The following is a 23317-nucleotide window of genomic DNA, read 5'->3' on the forward strand; positions in this document are numbered from 1 at the left end:
CCGCACCCGTAACCTTGCGCATCCTCCCGCAGCCAGACTTAGCGCGTCCTTCACGCCGTTGCCGTCAAGGCTGCAACGTCCGGCAAGAACCTGCCGGTTTCTGGGGACTGCAATGGCGCTTTATACCGATCGATCGGCGGTCAGCCGCTATGCTTTGAGCGGCAACAAGTTCATCGACGGACTGTTGCCGGGCGCGGTGGGATCTCGCATCGCGTGGAGCACGATCGACGGCGGCGCGACCCAGGTTTCGTACAGCTTCCCGTGGGCCAACGGCGTGGCCAGCGCCTTTGCGCAGAACTATGGGCTCGGCGAAAATGTCGCCAGCGTCACAGGAGCGGTAAACGCTTCCCAGGCCGCACAGATCGCCAAGGCGTTCGATGCCTGGGCAAGCGTCGCCAAAGTTGCCTTCACCCAGGTGGCCGAAACTTCCTCCGGCACGGTCGGCGACATACGGATTGCCTTCACCTCGGCGGTGCCGAGCCAGTACTGGGGCTATGCGCTCGGCGTCTCCGACGGGATGAGCAACGCCCATGGCGACATCTGGATCGATGATTCCTACATCGGCCAGTCGTTCGCGGCCGGCACTTACAACTTCATGGCGATGATGCACGAAATCGGCCACGCACTCGGCCTGAAGCATCCGTTCGAAGGTACCAAGATCCCGTCCGGTTTCGACAACCGGCGCTTCACGATCATGTCCTATACCGATCCGGAAAACGTCTGGTGGCGCAACCCGGAGACCGGCGCGACGACTTACCTGATCAAGTCGCCGATGGTCTATGACATCCTCGCGATCCAGAAGATCTATGGCGCCAACACCAGCTGGCATACCGGTGACGATGTCTACTCCTTTTCTCCAACGGCCCCATCGTTCGAAGCGATCTGGGATGCGGGAGGTAACGACACGTTCAGCGTGGCGTCCTTCAGCAAGGGTTGCACGATCAATCTTGCGGCAGGCGCCTATTCCTCTCTCGCCTATGATTCCGTCACGCTCAGCCAGAACATCGGCATCGCCTTCAACTGCACAATCGAGAATGCGACCGGCGGATCGGGCGCGGATACGCTGATCGGCAACGACAGCGCCAACACCCTTGTTGGCGGGGCCGGCGCGGATACTTTGACCGGCAACGGCGGCAACGATCGGCTGGAAGGTGGCGCCGGCAATGATACGCTGGATGGCGGCGCTGGTGACGATGTCCTGGTCGGTGGGGACGGGGTCGACACCGCCACCTACGCCGCGTTCAGCGTCGCGCTCAAGGTTGCGCTCGACATCACTGGCCTTCAGGCGACGGGCGCCGGAAACGACAGCCTGTCGGGGATCGAGAACCTGATCGGCGGCAGCGGTGCCGACCTGCTCGTGGGCGATGCCGCAGCCAACCGGCTCGAAGGCGGCGCCGGTGCGGACCGCCTGGTCGGTGGAGCGGGCGCCGATGTCCTTATCGGTGGCGAAGGCAAGGACATCACCGTCGGCGGCGCTGGCGCCGACACATTCGTCTTCACCGCGCTCAAGGACCTAGCTGGCAAGGCCTTGGCCGCTGCCGACGAGATATTCGACTTCAGCAAGTCCGATGGCGACAAGATCGATCTTTCCGGGATCGATGCGGTGAAGTCGACCACCACGGTCAACGAGGCTTTCACCTGGATCGGTAGCGCAGCCTTCAGCAAGAAGGCGGGCGAGCTGTCCTACACCGTTTCACAAGGCGTCGGTCTGGTACTGGGAGACATCGACGGCAACGGCCAGGCTGACTTCGCCATCCGGATTGATGGCGCACCGGCACTCACAGCGAGCGATTTTGTGCTCTAGCCACGCAGCAGCAGGCGGCTTTCGGCAACCTCGATCACCGGGATTTCCCAAGGGTGCGCTGCCATCAGCGCATCGAGGGCGGTCTCGACGTCGGTTTCGGCCGCGCCTTCGCGGATCCAGGTGGTCAGCGTGACGGTGGGCGAGAACGTGGTTTCTGCGGCGTTGCCCAGCGTGGGTGAGGCGTCGGGCCCCGGAACGAAGGTTTCCCAGCCCAGCGTGATCTCGGCAACGCCGTGATAGAGCCCGAAGTCGCCCAGCGCGCTCTGTTCGCGGATGATCGCAAGCATCGCGGCAAGCGTCGGGTCGCTTTCAAGCGCGCCTGCTTCGCCCGCCAGCAGCGCGCGCAGCGTTGCCGCTTCCACCGGCACGTGGATCCGCACCGACCGCACGATGCGCGAACGGGTCACAGTCCTGCCTTCAGCATCCAGTCGTGGAACAGGCGCACCGGCCGCGATTGCAGCGCGCGCGGGCGGCAGACGAACCAGTAGGAATAGGGGCTGTCGACATTGATGTCATAGACCCGTGCCAGCCGGGGATCGTGGCTGCGCAGGTAGTGGTCATCGTGCATGATCGCGATGCCCAAGCCTTGCGCCGCAGCTTCCAGGATCAGCTGGCCGGAATCGAAATGGTCGATCGCGGCCGGCTCCAGATGCTCGATATGCAGGGCCCGCTTCCAGGCCTCGAAGCTCATCGGCAGGTCGTTGTGGATCAGGAATGTCTGCTTGGACAGCTTGCTGACGTCGGGCCGTTCGCCCAGCTCCTCGACCAACTGCTTCGAGGCGATGGCGTGGACCCGATTGTGGTCGAGCCTTACCGAATGCAGCGTCGCATCGGGGCCTTCCGACAGGATGATCGCAGCATCGATCGTGTCGCCCAGCTTGGTTTCGGCCACGTTCGAACTGTCGATGTCGATATGCAGCTGCGGATGCAGCTTGCGCAGCTCGCCCAGCCGCGGGAACAGGCGCTGGCTGCCGAACAGCGGCAGTACTCCCAGCCGCAGGCGCATGACCTTGCCGGTATCGACCAGTCGGTCGATGCGGTCTGTCATCTCGTCCATCAGCGGCGCCACCGCGTCGTAAAGTCCCTGACCTTCCTCGGTCAGCTTCAGCATCTGGTGCTTGCGCTCGAACAGCGGCTTGCCGACGAATTCCTCGAGCGCGGCCAGGCGGCGCGACAGTGCCGACGGGCTCAACGCGAGTTCGGCCGCGGCCGTCTTGGCAGACCCGGCGCGCACGACGCGGATGAATGCTTCCAGCGAACGCAGCGGGGGCAGGCGACGGATCATTCTTCCTCGGCCTCGGCGGGCTGCGGAGCGTGCAGGCGCAGGCGGGTCAGCCGGCGTTCGTCACCCTCGGTCACTTCGATGCGCCAGCCGCTGGCATGTTCGAGCACGCGGCCGACGGGCGGAACCTCACCGGCAAGAACGACGGCGAGGCCGCCCAGCGTATCGACATCTTCTTCAACTTCGGCAAGCCGCGGATCGACGATTTCCCCTACGTCATCGAGTTCGGCGCGCGCATCGGCGTCCCAGATGTCCGGCCCGATGCGGGTCAGCAGTTCCTGCGGCGCGTCGTCGTGTTCGTCCTCGATCTCGCCGACGATTTCCTCGACCAGGTCCTCGATCGTGATGATCCCGTCGGTGCCCGAATATTCGTCGATCACCACGGCCAGGTGCGTGCGGCTGGCGCGCATGTCCGCCAGCACGTCGATCGCCCCGCGCGCTTGCGGCACGAACAGCGGCTGGCGCATCAGGGCAAGCCAGTCCTCGGGCGGCGCCTTCTTTTCCAACGCAAGCGCGGCAAGGTGCGGGAACACGTCCTTGATGTGGATCATGCCGATCACTTCGTCGAGCGTGTCGCGGTAGACCGGCAGGCGGCTGTGGCCATGTTCGGCAAAGGCCGCGACCACGTCCTCGAAGCTGCATTCGGCGGAAATCGCGATGATCTCGCCGCGCGGGATCGCCACGTCGTCTGCGTCGTGTTCGCTGAAATGGAGCAGGTTCTTGAGCATCTGGCGTTCGAGCGGGACGAGATCGCCGTCACCGCCCTCGCTGTGCCCCGGCTCGTGCTCGTGTTCCTCGATCGCTTCCTCGATCTGCGCACGCAGCGACTGATCGTGGTCCGGACCCCGGAAGAAAGCCTTGATGACGCGCCATAGCGCGCCGCTACTATCTCCGTCTCCCGATCGGCTTTCGCCGGCGGAGGCGCTGCCTTCGGCCACTGGTACTTGTCCCCTGCTGGTCAATCTTCGACCGCATATGGGTCTGCAATGCCGATCAGCGCAAGCGCCTTCCGCTCCAGCTCTTCCATTTCCTCGGCTTCGGCCTCGCCCAGTTCGTGGTCGTGACCGGCAAGGTGGAGCAGCCCGTGGACAACGAGGTGGCTCGCATGAACCTCGATGGAAACGCCCTTTTCCGCCGCCTCCCGGGCGCAGACCCCTTGGGCAAGGATGAGATCGCCCAGCATGCCCGGCGCGCCTTCATTGCTTCCGGCCAGCAGGACTTCCTCGCGCGAAAGCATGGGAAAGGACAGCACGTTGGTCGGCTTGTCCTTGGCCCGCCATTGCTTGTTCAGCGCATGGACTTCGTCGTCATCGGCCAGCACCACGCTCACCAGCAGGTTTTCGTGTGCCAGTTCGGGGGCGACCCTGGCGGTCGCCTCTGCAGCGCTGGCGGCCAGGGCCTCCCAGTCGATCGCATCGCCCCAGACCGGGTCGATGTCCATTTCGAGAATGGGGGCGCTCAATCGTTGCTCCCTTCATAGGCTTCCACGATGCGCCCCACGATCGGGTGGCGCACGACGTCGGCGGTGGAAAAGCGCACCATGCCGATGCCTTCCACGCCCTGCAGCCGGCCCACCGCATCGGCAAGACCGCTGGCGTTGACGCCGCCGGGCAGGTCGGTCTGCTTGGGATCGCCGCAGATCACCATCCGGCTGTTCTGGCCAAAGCGGGTCAGGAACATCTTCATCTGCATCGGGGTGGTGTTCTGCGCCTCGTCGAGGATCACGAAGGCGTCTGCCAGCGTGCGCCCGCGCATGAACGCGATTGGCGCGATCTCGATCTCTCCCGATGCCAGACGCCTCTCGACCTGCTCGGGTGGCATGCAATCGTAGAGCGCATCGTAGAGCGGGCGGAGATAGGGATCGACCTTCTCCTTCATGTCGCCGGGCAGAAAGCCGAGCCGCTCGCCCGCCTCGACCGCCGGACGCGACAGGATCAGTCGCTGCACGCTGCCGGAAATAAGCTGCGCCACTGCCTGCGCCACGGCGAGGTAGGTCTTGCCCGTGCCCGCCGGGCCGAGCGCGAAGATCACGTCCTCCTTCACCAGCGCGCGCATGTATTCGATCTGCGTGGCGCTGCGCGGCACGATCGTCTTCTTGCGGGTGCGGATCATGATTGGCGGCGCGCCGTTGGGTGCGCCGGTGATGATCCCTTCGAGGGTGGGTTCGTTCGACATCATGATCAATGCCTCGACCGCGCCGGCATCCACCTCAAGCCCGCCCAGCAGCCGCTGGTGCATGCCCTTGAGGACCTCGCGCGCCCGGGCGACCGAATCGTCGGGCCCTTCGATCAGCACGCGGTTGCCCCGGGCGGAGATGTAGACGCCGAGCCGGTTCTCGATCTGGACGAGATTCTGGTCGAACTGGCCGAACAACGCTCCCAGTACGGTCTGTTCGTCGAATTCCACCTCGACACGCGCTCGCCGGTGCAGATCCGGACGATGCGGCTCCATGCCCGAGGAGCCATAGTCGCGATGCGCTTCCTGGGCGCGGGGGAATTTACGAGCCATATCGAGGGGAAGCGTGCTCCTTTCGCTTGGGTTCCTTGCAGAGATTAGGGGCCGATGTTGCGGGCGCAAGACAGGCCCGCCCGAAAAGGGTGGCACGCACGACGATTTGCACAGGCTTGTGGTGAATGCGCCTCAGGCGCCGGAAATTTCAGGCCGATCTTCAGGCCGTAACCGCAGCCAGAACCTTGCCCGCCAGGGAGTTTGGCCCCGCCTCGACCAGTTCCACGCGCACCAGGTCGCCGATCTGCGCCTCGCCCGTGAAATGCACCGATTGCAGCCACGGCGATTTGCCCAGCCATTGGCCTGCGTGCTTGCCGTGCCGTTCGACCAGGACATCGCAGGTGCGCCCGACGCTCGCCTTGTTGAACGCATGCTGGTCGCGGTTGAGAGCGTCCTGCAGGCGCTTGAGCCGCTCGTCCATTACGGCCGCGGGAACGTGGTCTTCCATCGTTGCCGCCGGCGTTCCGGGGCGCGCCGAATACTTGAAGCTGAACGCCTGGGCATAGCCGACCGCATCGACAAGCCGCAGCGTATCTTCGAATTCCTGTTGGGTTTCCCCGGGAAAACCCACGATGAAGTCACCGGACAGGGCAATATCGGGCCGCGCCGCACGCACCCGCTCAAGCACGCGCAAGTAGCTTTCGACGCTGTGGCTGCGGTTCATCGCCCTCAGCACTCTGTCGTTGCCGGCTTGTACCGGCAAATGCAGGAACGGCATCAGCTTCTCGATCTCGCCATGCGCGGCGATCAGGCCGTCGGTCATGTCGTTGGGATGGCTGGTGGTATAGCGGATGCGTGCCAGGTCAGGGTCGGCGGCAAGCGCGCGGATCAGGCCGTCGAGCCCAACGGCGCGGCCCTTGTCGTCCTCGCCCGTCCATGCATTCACGTTCTGGCCCAGCAGGGTGATCTCGCGCGCGCCGCCTGCCACCAGCAGCTTTGCCTCTTCGACAAGGTCGGCAAAGGGGCGGCTGATTTCGGCGCCGCGCGTATAGGGCACCACGCAATAAGTGCAGAACTTGTCGCAGCCTTCCTGCACGGTCAGGAACGCACTCGGCCCAGACCGGCGCCGCTTGGGCAGCGCGGCGAACTTGGCTTCGGCCGGCATGTCGGTTTCGGTCGCGCGCTTTCCCGCCGCAGCTTCCGCCACCATGTCGGGCAGGCGGTGGTAGGCCTGCGGGCCGACCACGACCTTCACCGACGGCGCACGCGCCATGATCTCCTCGCCCTCGGCCTGCGCCACGCACCCTGCGACCGCGATCAGCGGGCTCGTGCCATCGTCGCGCCGCAGCCGCCCGATGTCGGAATAGACCTTTTCGGTCGCCTTCTCGCGGATGTGGCATGTGTTGAGCACGACGAGATCGGCATCGTCGCGCGCGTCGGCTGCGGTCATGCCCTGCGCGGTCAACAACTCGGCCATGCGCTCGCCGTCATAGACGTTCATCTGGCAGCCGAAGCTCTTGACGTGAAACGTCTTGGGAGGAGTCGAAGTGGACATAAGCCGCGCCCCTTACGCGATTTCGCGAGGGGGGTGAAGGGCTAGCCCTCCGACGGCTCGGCGGGAGCGGCGGGGGCGGCGAAGCGCACTTGCGGCACATCGAGCGCAAAGGGGCGCAAGGGCTTGCCCAATGCGGCTTCCAGCGCCGGTACGATCTGCGCGCGTGCCTGCGCCGCGATCGCCTTGCGCCCCGGATGGTCGCGCGGGTGGAACGGTTCGAGATAGTGCACGTCGAGCCGGAAGCTCCCCTTGCGCGAAAGGACGCGCAGCGCGTTGGCGATCCCGCTTTCGTCTCCGATCCAGCCGATCCATTCGGCGACCGGGCCGTAGTCGAGCACGACCGGCTGGACCAGCACGCCCGGAGGCGGCGGTTCAAGCACGCGCAGCATGGCGGTCTTGAACGGCAGCAGCGACTGTCCGTCGGTGGTGGTGCCTTCCGGGAACACCGTCACCGACCAGTTGTCCGCCAGCGCTTCCTTCAGCCGGTTGATCTGGTCGGCCACGCCCATGCGATCCTCGCGCGATACGAAGACGGTGCGGTTGAGCTTGGACAGCCATCCAACCACCGGGGCGCGCTCCAGTTCGGCCTTGGCGACAAAGGCGGTGCCGCTGGCGCCGGCAAGGGCCAGGATGTCGACCCACGAAACGTGGTTGGAAATGAAGAATACGTCCCGACGCAGGTGCGTGCCGTGTGTGCGAACACGTGCACCGGCGATGCGAGCGGCCGTGCGCAGGAACAGCATCGGGATCGGCGATCCGTAATGCAGCGTGCGCCAGACATAGTGGAGCGGCACGCAGACCATCAGGGCCAGCACAAGGGCGAACGCGCGCAGGCCGATCCGGAGCTTGCCGGCCAGATCGATCGGCGCACCCCGGGGCGGGCCGATCGGGCGGTCAGCCTTCGCGGTCAAGCTTGACGCCGTAGAGTTCCATGCGGTGATCGACCAGCCGATAGCCGAGCTTTTCGGCAATCTGCCGCTGCAGCGCTTCGAGTTCGGGATCGACGAATTCGATAACCTTGCCGGTCTCGACGTCGATCAGGTGGTCGTGGTGCGCTTCGGGCGTTGCTTCATAGCGGGCACGCCCATCGCCGAAATCGTGGCGGTCGAGGATGCCGGCCTCTTCGAACAGGCGCACGGTGCGATATACCGTGGCGATCGAGATGCGCGGATCGACGGCCGAGGCACGCTCGTGCAGTTTCTCGACGTCGGGGTGGTCATTGCTCTCGGAAAGCACCTTGGCGATCACGCGGCGCTGGTCGGTGATCCGCAGGCCACGTTCCGCGCAGAGAGCTTCGATATCGATGGCCTGATGCACTTTGGGTCCGTCACTTAGAAAAATGGCCCGCCGATCATAGACCGGCAGGCCATTTCTTCAACCGGGCAACCTGACGATCCCGTGGAGATCAGGCCGCCGTCTTGGCGCGACCACGCTTGGGCGCGGGCTTACGGCCGAGGCCGATCTTCTTGGCGAGTTCGCGACGCTTCTCGGCGTAGGCCGGGGCGACCATCGGATAGTCGGCGGGCAGGTTCCAGCGCGCGCGATACTGTTCCGGAGTCATGTTGTAGCGCGTCGCAAGATGGCGCTTGAGCATCTTGAGCTTCTTGCCGTCTTCAAGGCAGACGATGTGATCGTTCTTCACCGAAGAGCGAACCGAAACTGCCGGTTCAGGCGCCGGTTCTGCCACCGGTTCGGTTGTGTTGATGCCGGCAAGTGCCGAATAGACGTTTGAAATCAACGTCGGAAGGTCTCCGACTGCAACGCTGTTGTTGCTGACGTGTGCGGCTACGATATCGGAAGTGAGGGTGATGAGCGTTTCGCGCATGTCGTGTTCAATTTCAGCCATGTTTTCGACCCTTATTCTCGTCCATTGCTGCGACGCAGCGAATGTCGGTTGCGATTCCTTATTACAGTTACGCCTTATAAAGAGTTGTGGCCAAGAAACAACTGTATTGACATGCCGGATTCGCAATAATGACCGAAAATTCATAAACGGCTGAAAAACAGGAAGAAATCACAGATCCAGGGCGTGACTGATCGCGTCGAGGGTGATCCCGGCGGGTGTCCGGTAGTAGTTTGGCCGTCGCCCCACCGCCCGAAATCCATGCGAACTGTAAAGAATTCCGGCAGGATTGCCGTCTCTCATCTCCAAAAACAGGCGCTTCATGCCAGTACTTCTTGCGGAGTCGATGAAGCGCGCAAGTAGCGCATGACCCAGGCCGCGACGGCGAAATGCCGGAGAAATGGCGAAAAGCAGCAGTTCCTCTTCGTCAAGAATACTGCGCGACAGGAAAAATCCCGCCACAGTATCCAATGTGCGAACGTTGGGCTGACCTTCGCTAGTAATCAGGCCGTAACGGGTGTTGGGCATGAGCAGCGCGTCGCTCACCTGCCGCCGGTTCCAGGCCTCGCCGAACTCCGGGGCGAAGGCCTGCTCCATCACTGCCATGATGCGATCGAGATCGTCCATCACGGCAAGCCTACCTCACGCCGCGCCGGGCAGCCGCGCATCGGGCGCGCGGCCATAGCGCGCGGCCACATCGGCCGACAGCGCATCGGCGCCAAGCAGGGGAAACGCGCGGGCGTCCGGCCAAAGCGCAAAGGCAGACAAAGCGCCACCGTCGCGACGCAGGGCCAATGCTTCGGCCTGGCTGCCAGCCAATATCTCGCCTCGCGACATTGTCGTCACGGCCTCGGGATCGGCTGAAACCAGATCGCCCAACGGCGCGCCGTTCGCGTCGAAGGCGCGGAAGAACCATTCGCCATGCCCGCCGGTCGTCACCACGTCGATCGGGCGACCGGGATGGGCGGCGCGGGCCATTGCGGCAATCAGGCCAAGGCTGTCGTAGCCTTCGACCGGCACGTTCCAGGCAAGGCCCAGCGCGCGGGCGGCGGCGAGGCCAACGCGGATGCCGGTGAAGCTGCCTGGCCCGATGTCCACGGCGATGCGATCGGCGCGGCCCTTGCCGGGGAGGGCGTCGATCAGCGGCACCAGCCGTTCGGCATGCCCGCGACCCAGCATCAGACATTCACCGGCAACAAGCCGGTCATCCTCGAACAGCGCGACCGAACAGGCTTCGGTCGCGCTGTCGATCACCAAGCGGCGCAAGCGCAGTTCCTTCTTCGGCTCAGGCTATGGTATTGAAGGTGGGGAAGTCGGGGCGGGGCGAACGCTCGAAGATCGTCGCCGGATCGCCATAGCCCAAAGTCGAAATGAAGTTCGACTTGATGCGGGGACTGTCGGCAAAGAACGCAGCGTCCACGCCGGCATTGTCGAAGCCCGACATCGGGCCGGTATCCAGCCCGATAGCGCGGGCCGCCATGATGAAGTAGGCCCCCTGCAGCGTCGAATTGCGCATCGCCGATACTTCGCGGAGCGCTTCGTTGCCTTCGAACCAGCTCTTTGCGTCGGCGTGCGGGAACAGCCAAGGCAATTGTTCGTGGAAATCGAGGTCCATGCCGATGATGACCGTTACCGGCGCCGTGCGGATCTTGTCCGGGTTCGTGCCGCCGGCCAGCGAAGCGAGCTTTTCCTTCGCCTCGTCCGACACGCACCAGACAAGGCGCGCTGGCATCTGGTTGGCCGATGTCGGCCCGAACTTCATCAGCTCCCAGATCTGATGCAACTGCTGTTCGCTGACCGGCTTGTCGAGATAGCCGTTATAGCTGCGCGCCGTGCGGAACAGCTGGTCGAGTGCGGCATCGGAAAGAGGCTGGGTCATCGGTCTGGCAGTTCCTCTGGCGTCAGGCCGCGCGCACTTCGTTCACTTCGGGAACGTAGTGCTTGAGCAGGCTCTCGATCCCGTTCTTGAGCGTGGCGGTCGACGATGGGCAGCCAGAGCAGGCGCCCTGCATCTGCAAGTAGACGATGCCTTCGCGAAATCCGCGATAGATGATGTCGCCACCATCGTTGGCAACCGCGGGGCGAACGCGCGTTTCGATCAGGTCCTTGATCTGTTCGACCACGTCGGCATCGGCCGGGTCATCGCCGAAATCCTCGTCCGCGGGCGGTACGGCAATGCCGCCAGCCGAACCGCCGACGAACAGCGGGGCCTGGCTGACGAAATGGTCGAGCAGAAGCGAGAGCACCTGCGGCTTGACGTCGGACCATTGTGCCCCCGGCGCGATCGTCACCGATACGAACTCGCGGCCATAGAACACGCCCGTCACGTCGCCGAGATCGAACAGCGCTTGCGCCAGCGGCGAAGCCTCGGCCTCCTCGGGGGATGTGAACTCGCGCGTTCCGGCGGCCATGACCTGCTCGCCCGGAAGGAACTTCAGGGTGGAGGGGTTGGGCGTGGTTTCGGTTTCGATGAACATGCTTCCGCATGTAGGCCGGGTGAGGGGAGGGTCAAGGCCCAAGCCGTGCCCAATTCCTTGATCATGCCGCAGGTGGCCAAGTTGTAATGTCGCCGCGTCGCCCGCTATAGCTGCGCATCACATGAACAGCACCCTCGCGCGCACCGCCGCATTCGCCACGCTCGTCGTCCTCGCACTCCCGGCTCAGTCAGCCACCGCGGCCACCGCGCCCGCTGCGGCGGCTGCCCCAACCGGTATCCTGCCGGTGCCGCTGATGCCCACCGTGGGCGCAGCGTTCCGCAGCTGCAGCGCGAAGACGGCCTCGGGCCTCGGGTACCAGGTGCTCAAGGCGGGCAATGGTCCCAAGCCGGCCAAGGATGACTTCGTGCTCGTCAACTACATCGGTTACCTTGCGGCGACCGGCGCCGTGTTCGACCAAAACGCCGGCGCACCGCTGCGGCTCGACGGAGTGATCCCGGGCTTTGCCGAAGGCGTTCAGACCATGGCGCGCGGTTCGACCTACCGCTTCTGCATCCCCGCCGCGCTGGGCTATGGCGCCAATGCCTCGGGCCCGATCCCGGCCAACGCCGATCTCGTGTTCCAGATCGAACTGATCGATTCCCGGACGCCTGCCGAAGTCGAGGCGATGCGCGCCGAAATGCAGAAGCAGCAGGGCGCACAGGAAGGCGCCGCACCGGCCGCGCCAGTGCCCGCGCCGAAGAACTGAAAGTCTCTGCGTGAAGCGAAGGGCTATTCACTGGCCCTTCACTTTGCGCGCCCCTATAGACACTGCGATGACATCGAATTCGGGCTCTTCGCAGCGCTTCGTCCGGTTTGCCGCGCTTCTGCTTGCCAGTGCGCTGGTGCTTCCCCAACCCACCGCGGCACGGCCGGCGCCGGCCAAGGCGGCTACCGGCAAGGTTGATCCGACCAACTGGCTCTACCAGGGCAGCGACGTGCCGCATGACAAGGAGTGGGTGTTCGGCATCCTGCCCAATGGCTTGCGTTATGCGGTGCGCAAGAACGGCGTGCCGCCGGGCCAGGTTTCGGTGCGCGTGCTGGTCGATGCGGGGTCGATGTACGAAACCGACGCCCAGCGCGGTTACGCCCACCTGATCGAACATCTCACCTTCCGCGATTCGAAGTATCTCAAGGCGGGGGAGGCCATCCCGACCTGGCAGAAGCTGGGTGCGACGTTCGGCAGCGACACCAATGCCGAAACCAGCGCGACGCAGACCGTCTACAAGCTCGACGTTCCTGAAGTCGATGCCAACAAGCTCGACGAAACGTTCAAGTTGCTGTCGGGCATGATCACCGCACCGATCTTCACGCCCGTGGGCGTCAAGACCGAAGTGCCGATCGTGCTCGCCGAAATGCGCGAGCGGACCGGTCCGCAAAGCCGCGTGATCGACGGCACGCGCGGCCTGTTCTTCACCGGGCAGCCGCTCGCCACCCGCTCGCCGATCGGCACGGTCGATACGCTCAACGCGGCCACGCCAGAGACCATCAAGGCCTTCCACGACAAGTGGTACCGCCCCGACAATACCGTCATCATCGTGGCGGGCGATGCCGAGCCGGCGCAGATGGTGGCGCAGATCACCAACTGGTTCGGCGGCTGGAAGAAGGTCGGCAAGAAGCCGCCCCAGCCCGATTTTGGCAAGCCGGTGCGGCCCGTCGGCGCCGATCCGGCCAATCCGGTGGGCGAAACCCGCGTCCTTGTCGAACCCGACCTGCCGCGCCTGTTCAACTATGCGATCCTGCGGCCCTGGACCCAGGTCGACGATACCATCGCCTACAACCAGGGGCTGATGATCGACCGCCTCGGCCTTGCGCTCATCAACCGCCGGCTCGAAGCCAAGGCGCGCGGCACGGCGAGCTTCCTTGCCGCCTCGGTCGAACAGCAGGATGTCAGCCGTTCCGCAGACACCACGCTGATCACCGTCACGCCGCTGGGCGATGACTGGAAGAGCGCCGTCCACGACGTGCGCGCCGTCATCGCCGATGCGCTGGCCACCCCGCCGAGCCCAGAGGAAATCGCGCGCGAAGTCGCCGAATTCGACGTGGCCTTCAAGGTGCCGGTCGAAACGCAGGAGACGCTTGCGGGCTCGAAGCTCGCCGATGACATCGCCAACGCGATCGACATCCGCGAAACCGTCGCCAATCCGGATACCGTCTACGATATCTTCCAGAAATCGAAGCCGCTGTTCACGCCCAAGGCGGTGTTCGAACATACCCGCGCACTGTTCCAGGGCGCCGTGATCCGTGGGGTGCTGATCACCCCCAAGGCGAGCGACGGCACCGAGGCCGACGTCAAGGCCGCGCTGACCGCGCCGGTCGATGCCGCGTCGGGCAGCCGTATCTCGGCCAACACGCTCAAGTTCTCGGACCTGCCGCCGATCGGCCAGCCGGGCACCGTGGCGTCAGCCGCCCCCGCAGGCCTGCTCGGCATCGAGCGGATCGAACTGTCCAACGGGGTCAAGGCGCTGCTCTGGCACAATGCGGCAGAGCCCGGTCGCATCATCCTGCGCGTCCGGTTCGGCGGGGGCTATGCCGCGATCGACCCCAAGGATGCGGTCTATGGCTCGATGGGCGAAATGGCGCTGATGGACAGCGGCTTTGGCAAGCTTGGCCGCGACGAGCTCGACCGGCTGGCCACCGGACGCAAGCTCAGCCTCGATTTCGACATCGACGATACCGACTTCGTGATGAGCGCCGACACCCGGCCTGCCGACCTTGCCGACCAGCTCTACCTGTTCGCCGGCAAGCTCGGCATGCCGCGCTGGGATGCCAATCCGATCCTGCGCGCCCGTGCCGCGGCCAAGCTCGGCTACGAGGCGACCAATGCCTCGCCGCAGTCCGTGCTCGCCCGCGATGCCGGCTGGCTGCTCAAGAACGGCGACCCGCGCTATGCCCAGCCGAACCCGGCCGAGCTGGACAAGGTCACGCCTGAGGGCTTCCGCCGCGTGTGGGAGCCGCTGCTCGCGCAAGGGCCGATCGAGGTCGACATGTTCGGCGATTTCAACCGCGACGAGGCGGTCGCCGCGCTGCAGAAGACCTTCGGCGCTCTGCCCAAGCGGTCCGACGCCGCGCCGCCCAGTTTGGCGCCGACGATCCCTGCGCACAACGTCGAGCCGCTGACGCTTACCCACCACGGCGATGCCAACACGGCCGCCGCCATGGTCGCCTGGCCGACCGGCGGTGGCCGCGGCGGCGTGCGCGAATCGCGCCAGCTCGAACTGCTCACGCAGATCTTCAACATCCGCCTGTTCGACGAAATGCGCGAGAAGATCGGTGCGAGCTACGCCCCGCAGGTCAACTCCGTCTGGCCGACCGACCTGCCCTCGGGCGGCTATATCGCCGCAACGGTCCAGCTGCGTCCGCAGGATCTGCCGGCGTTCTTCGCCGCCGCCGACAAGATCGCGGCCGACCTTTCGGCCAATCCGCCGACTGCGGACGAGATTGCCCGCGTGACGGAGCCGATGAAGCAGTTGATCACCCGCGCCAGCACGGGCAACGGCTTCTACATGTACCAGCTGCAGGGCGGCGCGCTGGAACCGGGCAAGTTCGACGATATCCGCTCGATCCTGTCTGACTACAGCACCACCACGCCTGAGCGGATGCAGGCCTTGGCCAGCCGTTACCTGGTGCGCGATCGTTCGTGGCACCTGCAGGTCGTGCCGCAGAAGAAGTGAAACGAAACGGATGCGTCGCGCCCCAAGCGACGCATCCGATTGCAGTGATCGCCAGCCTTCCTTTGCATTTGTGCCACGGCGCGCGTATGGCCGCGCGTCTTGAAAGGAAGGAACAGTGGCAAACAACTGGAATGCAAACAGCTGGCGTGGGGCTGAGGCGCGGCATCTGCCGAGCTACCCGGACGCGGACAAGCTTCACGCGGTCGAACAGACCCTGACGAGCTTTCCGCCGCTGGTGTTTGCGGGCGAAGCACGCGCGCTCAAGGCCGATCTGGCCCAGGTGGCGGCGGGCAAGGGTTTTCTGCTCCAGGGCGGGGACTGCGCCGAAAGCTTTGCCGAATTCCACCCCAACAACATCCGCGACACGTTCCGCGTGCTGCTGCAGATGGCGGTGGTGCTGACCTTCGCCAGCAAGCAGCCTGTGGTGAAGGTTGGCCGCATGGCCGGCCAGTTCGCCAAGCCGCGTTCGTCGCCAGTGGAAAAGATCGGCGATGTCGAGCTGCCGAGCTACCTGGGCGACAACATCAACGGCATCGAATTCTCCGCCGAATCCCGCATTCCGGATCCGGAGCGCATGCTGCGCGCCTATTCGCAGGCCGCCGCAACGCTCAATCTGCTGCGCGCGTTCTCGACCGGTGGCTATGCCAACCTGCGCCAGGTCCACCAGTGGACGCTGGAGCACATCGGCAAGAGCCCGTGGGCAACCAAGTTCAGCGAAATGGCCGACAAGATCGGCGAATCGCTCGATTTCATGGAAGCCTGCGGCATCGATCCGCAGACCGTGCCGCAATTGAAGGGCACCAGCTTCTACACCAGCCACGAAGCGCTGCTGCTGCCTTATGAAGAGGCGATGACGCGGCAGGATTCGCTGACCGGCGAATGGTACGACACCAGCGCGCACATGCTCTGGATCGGCGATCGCACCCGCTTCGAAGGATCGGCGCACGTCGAATACCTGCGCGGCGTGAACAACCCCATCGGCATGAAGTGCGGCCCCAGCCTCACGCCCGATGCGCTGCTCAAGATGCTCGATACGCTCAACCCCGCGCGTGAAGCCGGCCGGATCACCCTGATCAGCCGCTTCGGGCACGACAAGGTCGAAGCCGGGCTTGCTCCATTGGTGCGCGCAGTGAAGCGCGAAGGCCATCCGGTGGTGTGGAGCTGCGATCCGATGCACGGCAACGTGATCAAGGCGGACAACGGCTACAAGACGCGTCCGTTCGACCGCATCCTCGGCGAAGCGAAGGGCTTCTTCGCGGTGCACCGTGCAGAAGGCACCCATGCGGGCGGCATCCATATCGAGATGACCGGGCGCGACGTGACCGAATGCACCGGCGGCGCCGTCGCGATCACGCAGGAAGGTCTCGCCGATCGCTACCACACCCACTGCGACCCGCGCCTCAATGCGGCGCAGTCGATCGAGCTGGCATTCCTGCTTGCGGAAATGCTCAACCTCGAACGCAGCGAAAAGCGCGCCGAAGCGGCCTGATCGCGCGTTTCAGCTCATGGAAAACGGGGCGGTGCCGGGTATCGGCGCCGCCCTTTTCCGTTTCAGGCGGCGCCTGCGCGTTGCGCGAACGTCCACGCCGCCTGCGCCAGGGGATAGACCCGCTCGGAGTTTGCCTTGGCGTGCGCCGATGAAGCGGTGCCGTCGATCACCCGCTTCTTGATCCCCTGGACGATGCCGGTCAGGCGGAAGAAGTTGTAGGCAAGATACCAGTCGAGGTTTTCAAGGCCATCGCGGCCGGTCTTCTCGCAATAGCGCGCCACCACCTCATCCAGCTCGGGAATGCCGAGCGCCTTGCGGTCGAGGTCCTGCACGCCCGAACGTCCGGCGTTGTCGGTGAACCAGGCGATGCACAGGTAGGTGAAGTCCGCCAGGGGATCGCCCAGCGTCGACAGTTCCCAGTCGAGCACGGCCAGCACCCTGGGCGCGCTGGGCGCATAGATCATGTTATCGATGCGATAATCGCCGTGGACCACGCTGGTGCGGGTCTGTTCGGGCAGCGTGGCCGGCAGCCATTCGATCAGCCGCTCCATTTCGGGCATCGTCTCGGTTTCGGACAGGCGATACTGCTTGGTCCAGCGGTCCACCTGCCGCCCGAAGTAGTTGCCGGGCTTGCCGAAATCGGACAGGCCTGCCGCCTCGACATCGACATTGTGGAGCGCGGCCAGCGTATCGACCATCTCGATATAGGTCGCGTGGCGATCCCCGGGCGTGGCGCCCGGCATCGCGCCGTCCCAGATGGTGCGCCCCTCGATGCAGCCCATGACGTAGAACATCGAGCCGATCACGCTGTCGTCTGTGCACAGGCCATACTGCGGAGCGACTGGGAAGCCGGCGCGCGACAGGCCGGACTGAACCTTGAATTCCCGGTCCACCGCGTGCGCCGATGGCAGCAGCTTGCCGAACGGCTTGCGCCGCAGGACATAAGCGCGGCCGGGTGTCTCGATGCGATAGGTCGGGTTCGATTGCCCGCCCTTGAACTTTCGCACCGAGATCCTCCCGGCAAAGCCCGCGACATTGTCCTCGAACCAGCGGGTGAGGGCAGCCTCGTCCAGCCGGTCCGCGCCTTCTGGTTCCACCGTGCCGGTGAAGGCGGCCTGTGCGTCGATCTGGCTCACCGTCTGGTCCTTCGCTTGCGCTTACTGGTCGAAGACGATGACGCTGCGCGCCGTGTGGCCCGCCTTCATCTTCTCGAAACCTTCGTTGATGCCCGAAAGCGGGATCCGCTCGGCGATGATCGTGTCGAGATCGAGCAGCCCGCGCATGTAGAAATCGACCAGACGCGGCAGATCGACCGGGAAGCGGTTCGCGCCCATGATCGCGCCCTGCAGCTTCTTGCCCGAGAGCAGGTCCATCGCGGCAAGGCCGACCTTTTCGTTGAGCGGCATCATGCCCAGGATCGTCGCGGTGCCGCCACGGCGCAGCGTGGCGACGGCAAGATTGGCCGACGCCGGGCGCCCGACCGCCTCGATCGCGTGGTCGACCCCGCCCTTGGTCAGCTCGACGATCTGCTTGGCGGCATCGGGGTCCATCGCGTCGATCACGTCGGTCGCACCGAGCTTCTTGGCCAGTTCGCGCTTCTCCGGCATGGGGTCTGCCGCGATGATCCGCCCGGCGCCCGCGATCCGCGCCGCATTGATCGTGGCGAGGCCGACGCCGCCGCAGCCTACCACGGCAACCGTTTCGCCCGGCGTCACCTTGCAAGCGTTGAACACCGCGCCCGCGCCTGTCGTCACCGCGCAGCCGATCACCGCCGCGCGATCGAGCGGCATGTCGGGGTTGATCGCCACGCAGGCATGTTCGTGGACCAGCATCATCTCGGCAAAGGCCGAAAGGTTGAGCATCTGGTTGACCGTGCTGCCGTCCGAGCTGCGGGTAAGGCGCGGCGCATCGCCAGCCGCACGGCGGGTATCCCCGCCCAGGCACAGCGCCATCCGCCCGGTGACGCAGAATTCGCAGTGCCCGCAATAGGCCGAAAGGCAGGTAACGACCGCGTCACCCACCTTGACCGTGCGCACTTCGCTGCCGACCGCCTCGACGATACCGGCGGCCTCATGCCCCGGCACCGCAGGCATCGCGTGGGGATAGGTGCCTTCGATGAAGTGCAGGTCCGAATGGCACAGGCCGCAGGCGGCGGTGCGGATCAGCACCTCGTGCGGGCCGGGCTTCGACACGGTCAGGTCGTCGATGACCAGCGGCTGGCCGGCTTTTTCGAGGATGGCGGCTTTCATCGCGTTTCTCCTTTGCGGCCGCAGGCTTCACCGGCGGCGGTATTCCAAATCGTGCTCGGCTAATCCGGGCTTGAGACCTGTTGGTTATCCCTGGGCCGGCGCGGCGTTCGCCATCGCTTCCAGCTGCTGGAACAGCCCCGGCGTGCTTTCGTCCCACGAATGGCGCGGCCCGATGGTCAGGCCCCCGTCGACGATCAGCGATGTGCCGTTGACGAAGCCCGCCGCTTCGCTCGCCAGGAACATCACCGCCTCGGCGATGTCGTCGCCCTGGCCGCCGCGCGCCACCGGCTGTGCCTGTGCCGAAATGCCGGCGATCACCGCCTTGGCCTGCGCCTCGACCTCTTCGGGCAGCCCGATCGCGCGGGTGAAGATATTGGTGTTGATGAAGCCCGGCTGCACCGCGTTCACCCGGATCTGGTGGCGGGCAAGGTCCGCCGCGCTGGTTTTGGTCAGGTGCAGCACGCCGGCCTTGGCCACGGCATAGGCATTGGGCGAATAGCCCGGCCCGATCGCCGCCACGCTCGACGTGTTGACGATCGAGGCGCCCTTGCGGCCCTTCATGTGCGGCACGGCATAGCGGATGCCGAACGCCACGGAGCGCAGCAGCAGGTCCATCGTCCGATCCCAGCCTTCGGGCTCGATCTCGTCGATGGGGGCGCGATCGCCGCCGGCGCCGGCGTTGTTGAACACCGTGTCGATCCCGCCGGTCTCGGCCGCGGCGCGGTCCATCAGCGCCTTGATATCCTCGGTGCTGGTCACGTCGCAGCGCACGCAGGTGACCTGCCCGTTGGAGGCGGCGGCGGTTTCGGAAAGGCCCTTTTCGTCGATGTCGGCGGCATAGACCAGCGCGCCTTCGCCAGCGAACTTGATCGCCGTGGCGCGGCCGATTCCCGAGGCTGCCCCGGTGATCACCACCGTCTTTCCGGCAAAGCGCATGTTCCTCTCCATCGTTATGTGTTTTGCCGCCAGCTTAGGCCCGTAACGAGCATCGTCAATGGCTTCGCACTTTACGCTACGGCATGCACGGCTACCCGCAAATGGCGGAAATCTGCGCTTGCCAGCGGGGTCCGACTCGCCTTAATTTGTCGATTAAGAGAGGAGTCTATCGATGTCTGACCTGGAAGCCTTCCGGCAGGAAATCCGCGCCTGGCTGGAGGAGAACTGCCCGCCCGAAATGCGCGAGCCGGTGCGCGACGATGACGACGCCTGCTGGGGCGGTCGCAACTTCAAGTTCAAGAACGAGGCGCAGAAGGTCTGGCTCGAACGCTGCGTCGCGAAGGGCTACACCGTGCCCGATTGGCCCAAGGCCTATGGCGGCGCCGGGATGACTCCGGCCGAGGCGAAGATCTGGCGCGAAGAGATGGTCCGCATCAACGCGCGGCCCCCGCTGTCGAGCTTCGGTATCTGGATGCTCGGCCCCGCGCTGCTCAAGTTCGGCACCGAAGAACAGAAGGTCCACTACCTCGGCCAGATAGCGCGCGGCGAAATCCGCTGGTGCCAGGGCTATTCCGAACCCGGCTCGGGCTCGGACCTCGTCTCCTTGCAGACCTATGGCGAGGACAAGGGCGATCACTGGGTGGTCAACGGCCAGAAGATCTGGACGTCCTATGCCAACAAGGCCGACTGGATCTTCTGTCTTGTCCGCACCGACAAGACCAACAAGTACCAGGGCATCAGCTTCCTGCTGTTCGACATGACCAGCCCCGGCGTCACCACCAAGCCGATCAAGCTGATCTCCGGCAGCTCGCCGTTCTGCGAAACCTTCTTTGACAACGTGAAGGTGCCCAAGGACCAGATCGTCGGCCAGCTCAACCGCGGCTGGGACGTTGCCAAGTATCTGCTGGGCCACGAACGCGAGATGATTTCGGCCACCGGCGGCGCAGACCGCGCCGGCTCGCTCGGTGCGACGCTCGCCCGCAATGGTGTGCTCGAAGATCCCGTGCTGCGCGCGCAGGTCGCCCTGTTCGACGTCGATGCGCTCGCGTTTACCGCGATGAGCGAGAAGTTCATGGACGAGGTCAAGGTCGGCAAGGGCCACCCTGCGTTCCCGAACATGATGAAGTACGCCGGGACCGAACTGAACAAGTCGCGCCACGAACTGCTCATGTCGGCGGGTGGCAGCACCGCGCTCGAATGGGAGAGCGAGGAGACCGAGGGCGGCGCCCTGCCGCGCGCCTGGCTGCGCACAAAGGCCAACTCGATCGAGGGCGGCACAAGCGAGGTCATGCTCAACGTCGTCTCGAAGCGCATCCTCGAACTGCCGGGCGCGTAAAGCACCCGCAGGCGGCCCACTTCCGTGGTCCTGAGCCTGTCGAACCACTGCCCTTGTTCTTCGCGCACGACCGTTGAAGACAATGTCAGCCCTTCGACAGGCTCAGGACGATCGGGTTGGGCCATCTAACGAATTTTCTCAGCGGGTATGGCCTTCGCGCCTCGCCCGCACCGGGACGGGAGATCCCCAATGCCTTTGTACCTGAACGAAGATCAGGCGATGCTCGCCGATACCGTCACCGGCTTCCTGGCCGATGAAGGTTCGATCAAGAAGCAGCTGCGCCACTTCCGCGATATCAACTGCCAGGATGGCTTCGGCCATGCGCTGTGGAAGCAGTTCGCCGAAATGGGCCTCACCGGAATGCTCGCGGCCGAAGCCGATGGCGGGCTTGGCATGGGCCACGTCGAAGCCGGCGTGGTGCTCAAGGAAATCGGCCGCAACCTCACGCCGTCGCCGTTCCTCACCACCTCGGTAATGGGCGTTACCGCGCTGTCCGAAGCCTCGGCCGATCTCAAGGGCCGTTATCTTCCGGGCGTGATCGCGGGCGATGCCGTCCTTGCCATCGCCATCGACGAAGGTGCCAAGCACCGGCCCGAACGCATCGCTGCCCGCGCCGAACGGTCGGGCAACGGCTTCCGCCTTTCCGGCAAGAAGGACTTCGTCGTCCAGGGCGCTTCGGCCGATGCGATCATCGTCGCCGCGCGCACGTCGGGCAGCGACAGCGATGCCGATGGCATCACGCTGTTCGCGGTGCCCAAGGATGCGGCCGGCGTCGGCCACAACTCGGTCCGCCTGGTCGACAGCGCCATGGCCAGCCACGTCACCTTCGATAACGTCGAACTCGATGGCAGCGCCGTGATCGGCGAAGTCGATGGCGGCCGTGCCCTGCTCAATAAGGTGCTTTCCGCCGGCCGCCTCGGTGCCGCCGCCGAACAGACCGGTGTCGCGTCGGGTGCCTTCGACATCACGACCAACTACCTGAAGACGCGCAAGCAGTTCGGCCAGCTGATCGGCGAATTCCAGGCGCTGCAGCACCGCGCCGCGCATCTCTATTCCGAGATCGAGATCGCGGATGCCACGGTGATGAAGGCGCAGCAGCTGCTCGATGCGGGCTCGGAAAAGGCCGAGCTCATGGTCGCGGTGGCCAAGGCCAAGGCGGGCAAGGCGTCCAGCCTTGCCGTGCGCGAAGGCGTGCAGATGCACGGCGGCGTCGGCATGACCGACGAATTCGACATCGGCCTGTACATGAAGCGCGACCGCGCGCTCGCCGAATTCCTCGGCGATCAGTACTACCACGCGCAGAAGGTCGCCGAACTGAGCGGCTACTGAGCGTGACGTTTCACTGAACAATCGGGGCGGATCGGCCAACCAGCCGGTCCGCCCTTTTTCGTCCCGCCACGGGTGCGGGGCAGGGGAGAAAATGCCATGGATTTTGCCAAGCTGTTCAGCCTCGAAGGCCGTGTCGCCGTCGTCACCGGCGGATCGCGCGGGATCGGCGAAATGATTGCCGAAGGCTTCATCGCGGCGGGCTGCGAACGCGTCTACGTCACCGCGCGCAAGGTCGAAGTGGTGCAGGAAACCGCCGCGCGCCTCGGGCCCAAGTGCATCGCGCTGCCGGGCGACATCTCGACCACGGCGGGGATCGAGGCGCTGGCCGAGGACCTGCGCGCGCGGGAAAGCAGGATCGACATCCTGGTCAACAATGCCGGCGCTGCCTGGGGTGCCGAATTCACCGAGTTCCCCGAAGCCGGCTGGGACAAGGTGATGAACCTCAACGTCAAGACGCCGTTCTTCCTGACACAGAAGCTGCACGATCTGCTCAAGGCCGCCGCCACCGACCACCCGGCCAAGGTCATCAACATCGCCTCGATCGATGGGCTGCGCCCCAATCCGTGGGAAACCTACTCCTACCAGGCCTCCAAGTCCGCGCTGATCCACCTCACGCGTCGCATGGCCGCGCGCCTGATCAAGGACAACATCGTCGCCAGCTGCATCTGCCCGGGCGCCTTCCCCTCGGAAATGAACAAGGCCGCCGCGCGCAATCCCGATGCCTCGGCCAAGGGCATTCCGTCGCGGCGCGTCGGCACGATCGAGGACATGGCGGGCGGCGCAATCTACCTCGCCAGCCGGGCAGGGGATTATGTCGTCGGCACGCCGCTGCCGATCGACGGCGGCATCGTCAACGGCTGGGTGCCGCAGGACGCGGTCGATCCCTCGGGACATTGAG

The 23317-nt window shown here is 65.1% G+C and carries 23 protein-coding genes; 7 read left to right on the forward strand and 16 right to left on the reverse strand.

Annotated elements, in window-relative coordinates:
- The first annotated feature begins 112 nt into the window (after window positions 1-112).
- Window positions 113-1804, forward strand: coding sequence for a M10 family metallopeptidase (locus tag HHL27_RS02875; RefSeq protein WP_169491837.1), 1692 nt, complete (start codon window positions 113-115; stop codon window positions 1802-1804).
- Here HHL27_RS02875 and HHL27_RS02880 read toward each other — a convergent pair.
- The 13 genes from HHL27_RS02880 to HHL27_RS02940 form a co-directional block, all read right to left on the reverse strand.
- On the reverse strand, window positions 1801-2211 hold the full coding sequence (locus HHL27_RS02880) for a YqfO family protein (RefSeq protein ID WP_338114807.1): 411 nt from the start codon (window positions 2209-2211) through the stop codon (window positions 1801-1803). The genes HHL27_RS02875 and HHL27_RS02880 overlap by 4 nt on opposite strands.
- Window positions 2208-3089 carry a LysR substrate-binding domain-containing protein gene (locus HHL27_RS02885; protein ID WP_169491838.1) on the reverse strand — a complete coding sequence of 294 codons (882 nt, stop codon included), beginning with the start codon at window positions 3087-3089 and terminating at the stop codon, window positions 2208-2210. Before HHL27_RS02885 ends, HHL27_RS02880 begins: the two co-directional genes overlap by 4 nt.
- Window positions 3086-4024 carry a CBS domain-containing protein gene (locus tag HHL27_RS02890; RefSeq protein ID WP_169491839.1) on the reverse strand — a complete coding sequence of 313 codons (939 nt, stop codon included), beginning with the start codon at window positions 4022-4024 and terminating at the stop codon, window positions 3086-3088. Before HHL27_RS02890 ends, HHL27_RS02885 begins: the two co-directional genes overlap by 4 nt.
- A gap of 20 nt (window positions 4025-4044) precedes the next feature.
- Complete coding sequence (ybeY, locus tag HHL27_RS02895; RefSeq protein ID WP_169491840.1) at window positions 4045-4548, reverse strand: rRNA maturation RNase YbeY; 504 nt, start codon at window positions 4546-4548, stop codon at window positions 4045-4047.
- A complete protein-coding gene (locus tag HHL27_RS02900) occupies window positions 4545-5594 on the reverse strand; it encodes a PhoH family protein (protein WP_169491841.1) in 1050 nt (349 codons plus the stop codon). The genes ybeY and HHL27_RS02900 overlap by 4 nt, the downstream gene beginning before the upstream one ends.
- A gap of 160 nt (window positions 5595-5754) precedes the next feature.
- A complete protein-coding gene (gene miaB, locus HHL27_RS02905) occupies window positions 5755-7089 on the reverse strand; it encodes a tRNA (N6-isopentenyl adenosine(37)-C2)-methylthiotransferase MiaB (protein WP_169491842.1) in 1335 nt (444 codons plus the stop codon).
- Window positions 7090-7130: 41 nt separating this feature from the next.
- Entirely contained in the window at window positions 7131-8000 is an 870-nt protein-coding gene (locus HHL27_RS02910) for a lysophospholipid acyltransferase family protein (RefSeq protein WP_240959272.1), read from the reverse strand.
- Window positions 7984-8406, reverse strand: coding sequence for a transcriptional repressor (locus HHL27_RS02915; RefSeq protein ID WP_169491843.1), 423 nt, complete (start codon window positions 8404-8406; stop codon window positions 7984-7986). Before HHL27_RS02915 ends, HHL27_RS02910 begins: the two co-directional genes overlap by 17 nt.
- 88 nt (window positions 8407-8494) lie before the next feature.
- Window positions 8495-8935, reverse strand: coding sequence for a Ros/MucR family transcriptional regulator (locus HHL27_RS02920; protein WP_169491844.1), 441 nt, complete (start codon window positions 8933-8935; stop codon window positions 8495-8497).
- Between the two features lie 168 nt (window positions 8936-9103).
- Window positions 9104-9559: a GNAT family N-acetyltransferase gene (locus HHL27_RS02925; RefSeq protein ID WP_240959273.1), complete on the reverse strand. Its 456-nt coding sequence runs from the start codon at window positions 9557-9559 to the stop codon at window positions 9104-9106.
- 15 nt (window positions 9560-9574) lie between these two features.
- Entirely contained in the window at window positions 9575-10198 is a 624-nt protein-coding gene (tsaB, locus tag HHL27_RS02930) for a tRNA (adenosine(37)-N6)-threonylcarbamoyltransferase complex dimerization subunit type 1 TsaB (RefSeq protein WP_169491845.1), read from the reverse strand.
- Between the two features lie 19 nt (window positions 10199-10217).
- On the reverse strand, window positions 10218-10811 hold the full coding sequence (locus HHL27_RS02935; RefSeq protein ID WP_169491846.1) for a malonic semialdehyde reductase: 594 nt from the start codon (window positions 10809-10811) through the stop codon (window positions 10218-10220).
- A 22-nt stretch (window positions 10812-10833) separates the two neighbouring features.
- Window positions 10834-11409, reverse strand: coding sequence for a NifU family protein (locus tag HHL27_RS02940; RefSeq protein ID WP_169491847.1), 576 nt, complete (start codon window positions 11407-11409; stop codon window positions 10834-10836).
- 121 nt (window positions 11410-11530) lie between these two features.
- Here HHL27_RS02940 and HHL27_RS02945 point away from each other — a divergent pair, with 121 nt between their 5' ends.
- The 3 genes from HHL27_RS02945 to HHL27_RS02955 all read left to right on the forward strand — a co-directional run bounded on the left by HHL27_RS02945 (window position 11531) and on the right by HHL27_RS02955 (window position 16569).
- Window positions 11531-12115: an FKBP-type peptidyl-prolyl cis-trans isomerase gene (locus HHL27_RS02945; protein WP_169491848.1), complete on the forward strand. Its 585-nt coding sequence runs from the start codon at window positions 11531-11533 to the stop codon at window positions 12113-12115.
- A gap of 67 nt (window positions 12116-12182) precedes the next feature.
- On the forward strand, window positions 12183-15080 hold the full coding sequence (locus tag HHL27_RS02950) for a M16 family metallopeptidase (RefSeq protein WP_169491849.1): 2898 nt from the start codon (window positions 12183-12185) through the stop codon (window positions 15078-15080).
- A gap of 115 nt (window positions 15081-15195) precedes the next feature.
- On the forward strand, window positions 15196-16569 hold the full coding sequence (locus HHL27_RS02955; protein ID WP_169491850.1) for a class II 3-deoxy-7-phosphoheptulonate synthase: 1374 nt from the start codon (window positions 15196-15198) through the stop codon (window positions 16567-16569).
- A gap of 62 nt (window positions 16570-16631) precedes the next feature.
- On the opposite strand, the gene HHL27_RS02960 is transcribed toward HHL27_RS02955, so the two are convergent.
- The 3 genes from HHL27_RS02960 to HHL27_RS02970 form a co-directional block, all read right to left on the reverse strand.
- Window positions 16632-17705 (reverse strand): phosphotransferase, encoded by a 1074-nt coding sequence (locus HHL27_RS02960; RefSeq protein ID WP_169491851.1) that lies wholly within the window; start codon window positions 17703-17705, stop codon window positions 16632-16634.
- Window positions 17706-17726: 21 nt separating this feature from the next.
- Complete coding sequence (locus tag HHL27_RS02965; RefSeq protein ID WP_169491852.1) at window positions 17727-18818, reverse strand: Zn-dependent alcohol dehydrogenase; 1092 nt, start codon at window positions 18816-18818, stop codon at window positions 17727-17729.
- Between the two features lie 84 nt (window positions 18819-18902).
- Window positions 18903-19754 carry an SDR family NAD(P)-dependent oxidoreductase gene (locus HHL27_RS02970; RefSeq protein ID WP_169491853.1) on the reverse strand — a complete coding sequence of 284 codons (852 nt, stop codon included), beginning with the start codon at window positions 19752-19754 and terminating at the stop codon, window positions 18903-18905.
- Window positions 19755-19926: 172 nt separating this feature from the next.
- On the opposite strand from HHL27_RS02970, the gene HHL27_RS02975 reads away from it, so the two are divergent.
- The 3 genes from HHL27_RS02975 (at window position 19927) to HHL27_RS02985 (ending at window position 23316) form a co-directional block, all read left to right on the forward strand.
- Complete coding sequence (locus tag HHL27_RS02975) at window positions 19927-21090, forward strand: acyl-CoA dehydrogenase family protein (protein WP_169491854.1); 1164 nt, start codon at window positions 19927-19929, stop codon at window positions 21088-21090.
- A 189-nt stretch (window positions 21091-21279) separates the two neighbouring features.
- A complete protein-coding gene (locus HHL27_RS02980; protein ID WP_169491855.1) occupies window positions 21280-22419 on the forward strand; it encodes an acyl-CoA dehydrogenase family protein in 1140 nt (379 codons plus the stop codon).
- A gap of 96 nt (window positions 22420-22515) precedes the next feature.
- Window positions 22516-23316: an SDR family oxidoreductase gene (locus tag HHL27_RS02985; protein ID WP_169491856.1), complete on the forward strand. Its 801-nt coding sequence runs from the start codon at window positions 22516-22518 to the stop codon at window positions 23314-23316.
- The last annotated feature ends 1 nt before the right edge of the window (window position 23317 follow it).

Origin of the sequence: Novosphingobium olei (genome assembly GCF_012927405.1) — a bacterium.
In the GTDB taxonomy this organism is placed as follows: domain Bacteria; phylum Pseudomonadota; class Alphaproteobacteria; order Sphingomonadales; family Sphingomonadaceae; genus Novosphingobium; species Novosphingobium olei.

What these genes read in the sequence shown, in the direction of transcription:
- HHL27_RS02875 (WP_169491837.1), top strand. Translation starts at nt 113, where the DNA reads ATGGCGCTTTATACCGATCGATCGGCGGTCAGCCGCTATGCTTTGAGC.
- HHL27_RS02885 (WP_169491838.1), bottom strand. Translation starts at nt 3,089, where the DNA reads ATGATCCGTCGCCTGCCCCCGCTGCGTTCGCTGGAAGCATTCATCCGC.
- HHL27_RS02900 (WP_169491841.1), bottom strand. Translation starts at nt 5,594, where the DNA reads ATGGCTCGTAAATTCCCCCGCGCCCAGGAAGCGCATCGCGACTATGGC.
- miaB (WP_169491842.1), bottom strand. Translation starts at nt 7,089, where the DNA reads ATGTCCACTTCGACTCCTCCCAAGACGTTTCACGTCAAGAGCTTCGGC.
- HHL27_RS02920 (WP_169491844.1), bottom strand. Translation starts at nt 8,935, where the DNA reads ATGGCTGAAATTGAACACGACATGCGCGAAACGCTCATCACCCTCACT.
- HHL27_RS02925 (WP_240959273.1), bottom strand. Translation starts at nt 9,559, where the DNA reads ATGGACGATCTCGATCGCATCATGGCAGTGATGGAGCAGGCCTTCGCC.
- HHL27_RS02935 (WP_169491846.1), bottom strand. Translation starts at nt 10,811, where the DNA reads ATGACCCAGCCTCTTTCCGATGCCGCACTCGACCAGCTGTTCCGCACG.
- HHL27_RS02940 (WP_169491847.1), bottom strand. Translation starts at nt 11,409, where the DNA reads ATGTTCATCGAAACCGAAACCACGCCCAACCCCTCCACCCTGAAGTTC.
- HHL27_RS02945 (WP_169491848.1), top strand. Translation starts at nt 11,531, where the DNA reads ATGAACAGCACCCTCGCGCGCACCGCCGCATTCGCCACGCTCGTCGTC.
- HHL27_RS02950 (WP_169491849.1), top strand. Translation starts at nt 12,183, where the DNA reads ATGACATCGAATTCGGGCTCTTCGCAGCGCTTCGTCCGGTTTGCCGCG.
- HHL27_RS02965 (WP_169491852.1), bottom strand. Translation starts at nt 18,818, where the DNA reads ATGAAAGCCGCCATCCTCGAAAAAGCCGGCCAGCCGCTGGTCATCGAC.
- HHL27_RS02970 (WP_169491853.1), bottom strand. Translation starts at nt 19,754, where the DNA reads ATGCGCTTTGCCGGAAAGACGGTGGTGATCACCGGGGCAGCCTCGGGA.
- HHL27_RS02975 (WP_169491854.1), top strand. Translation starts at nt 19,927, where the DNA reads ATGTCTGACCTGGAAGCCTTCCGGCAGGAAATCCGCGCCTGGCTGGAG.
- HHL27_RS02980 (WP_169491855.1), top strand. Translation starts at nt 21,280, where the DNA reads ATGCCTTTGTACCTGAACGAAGATCAGGCGATGCTCGCCGATACCGTC.
- HHL27_RS02985 (WP_169491856.1), top strand. Translation starts at nt 22,516, where the DNA reads ATGGATTTTGCCAAGCTGTTCAGCCTCGAAGGCCGTGTCGCCGTCGTC.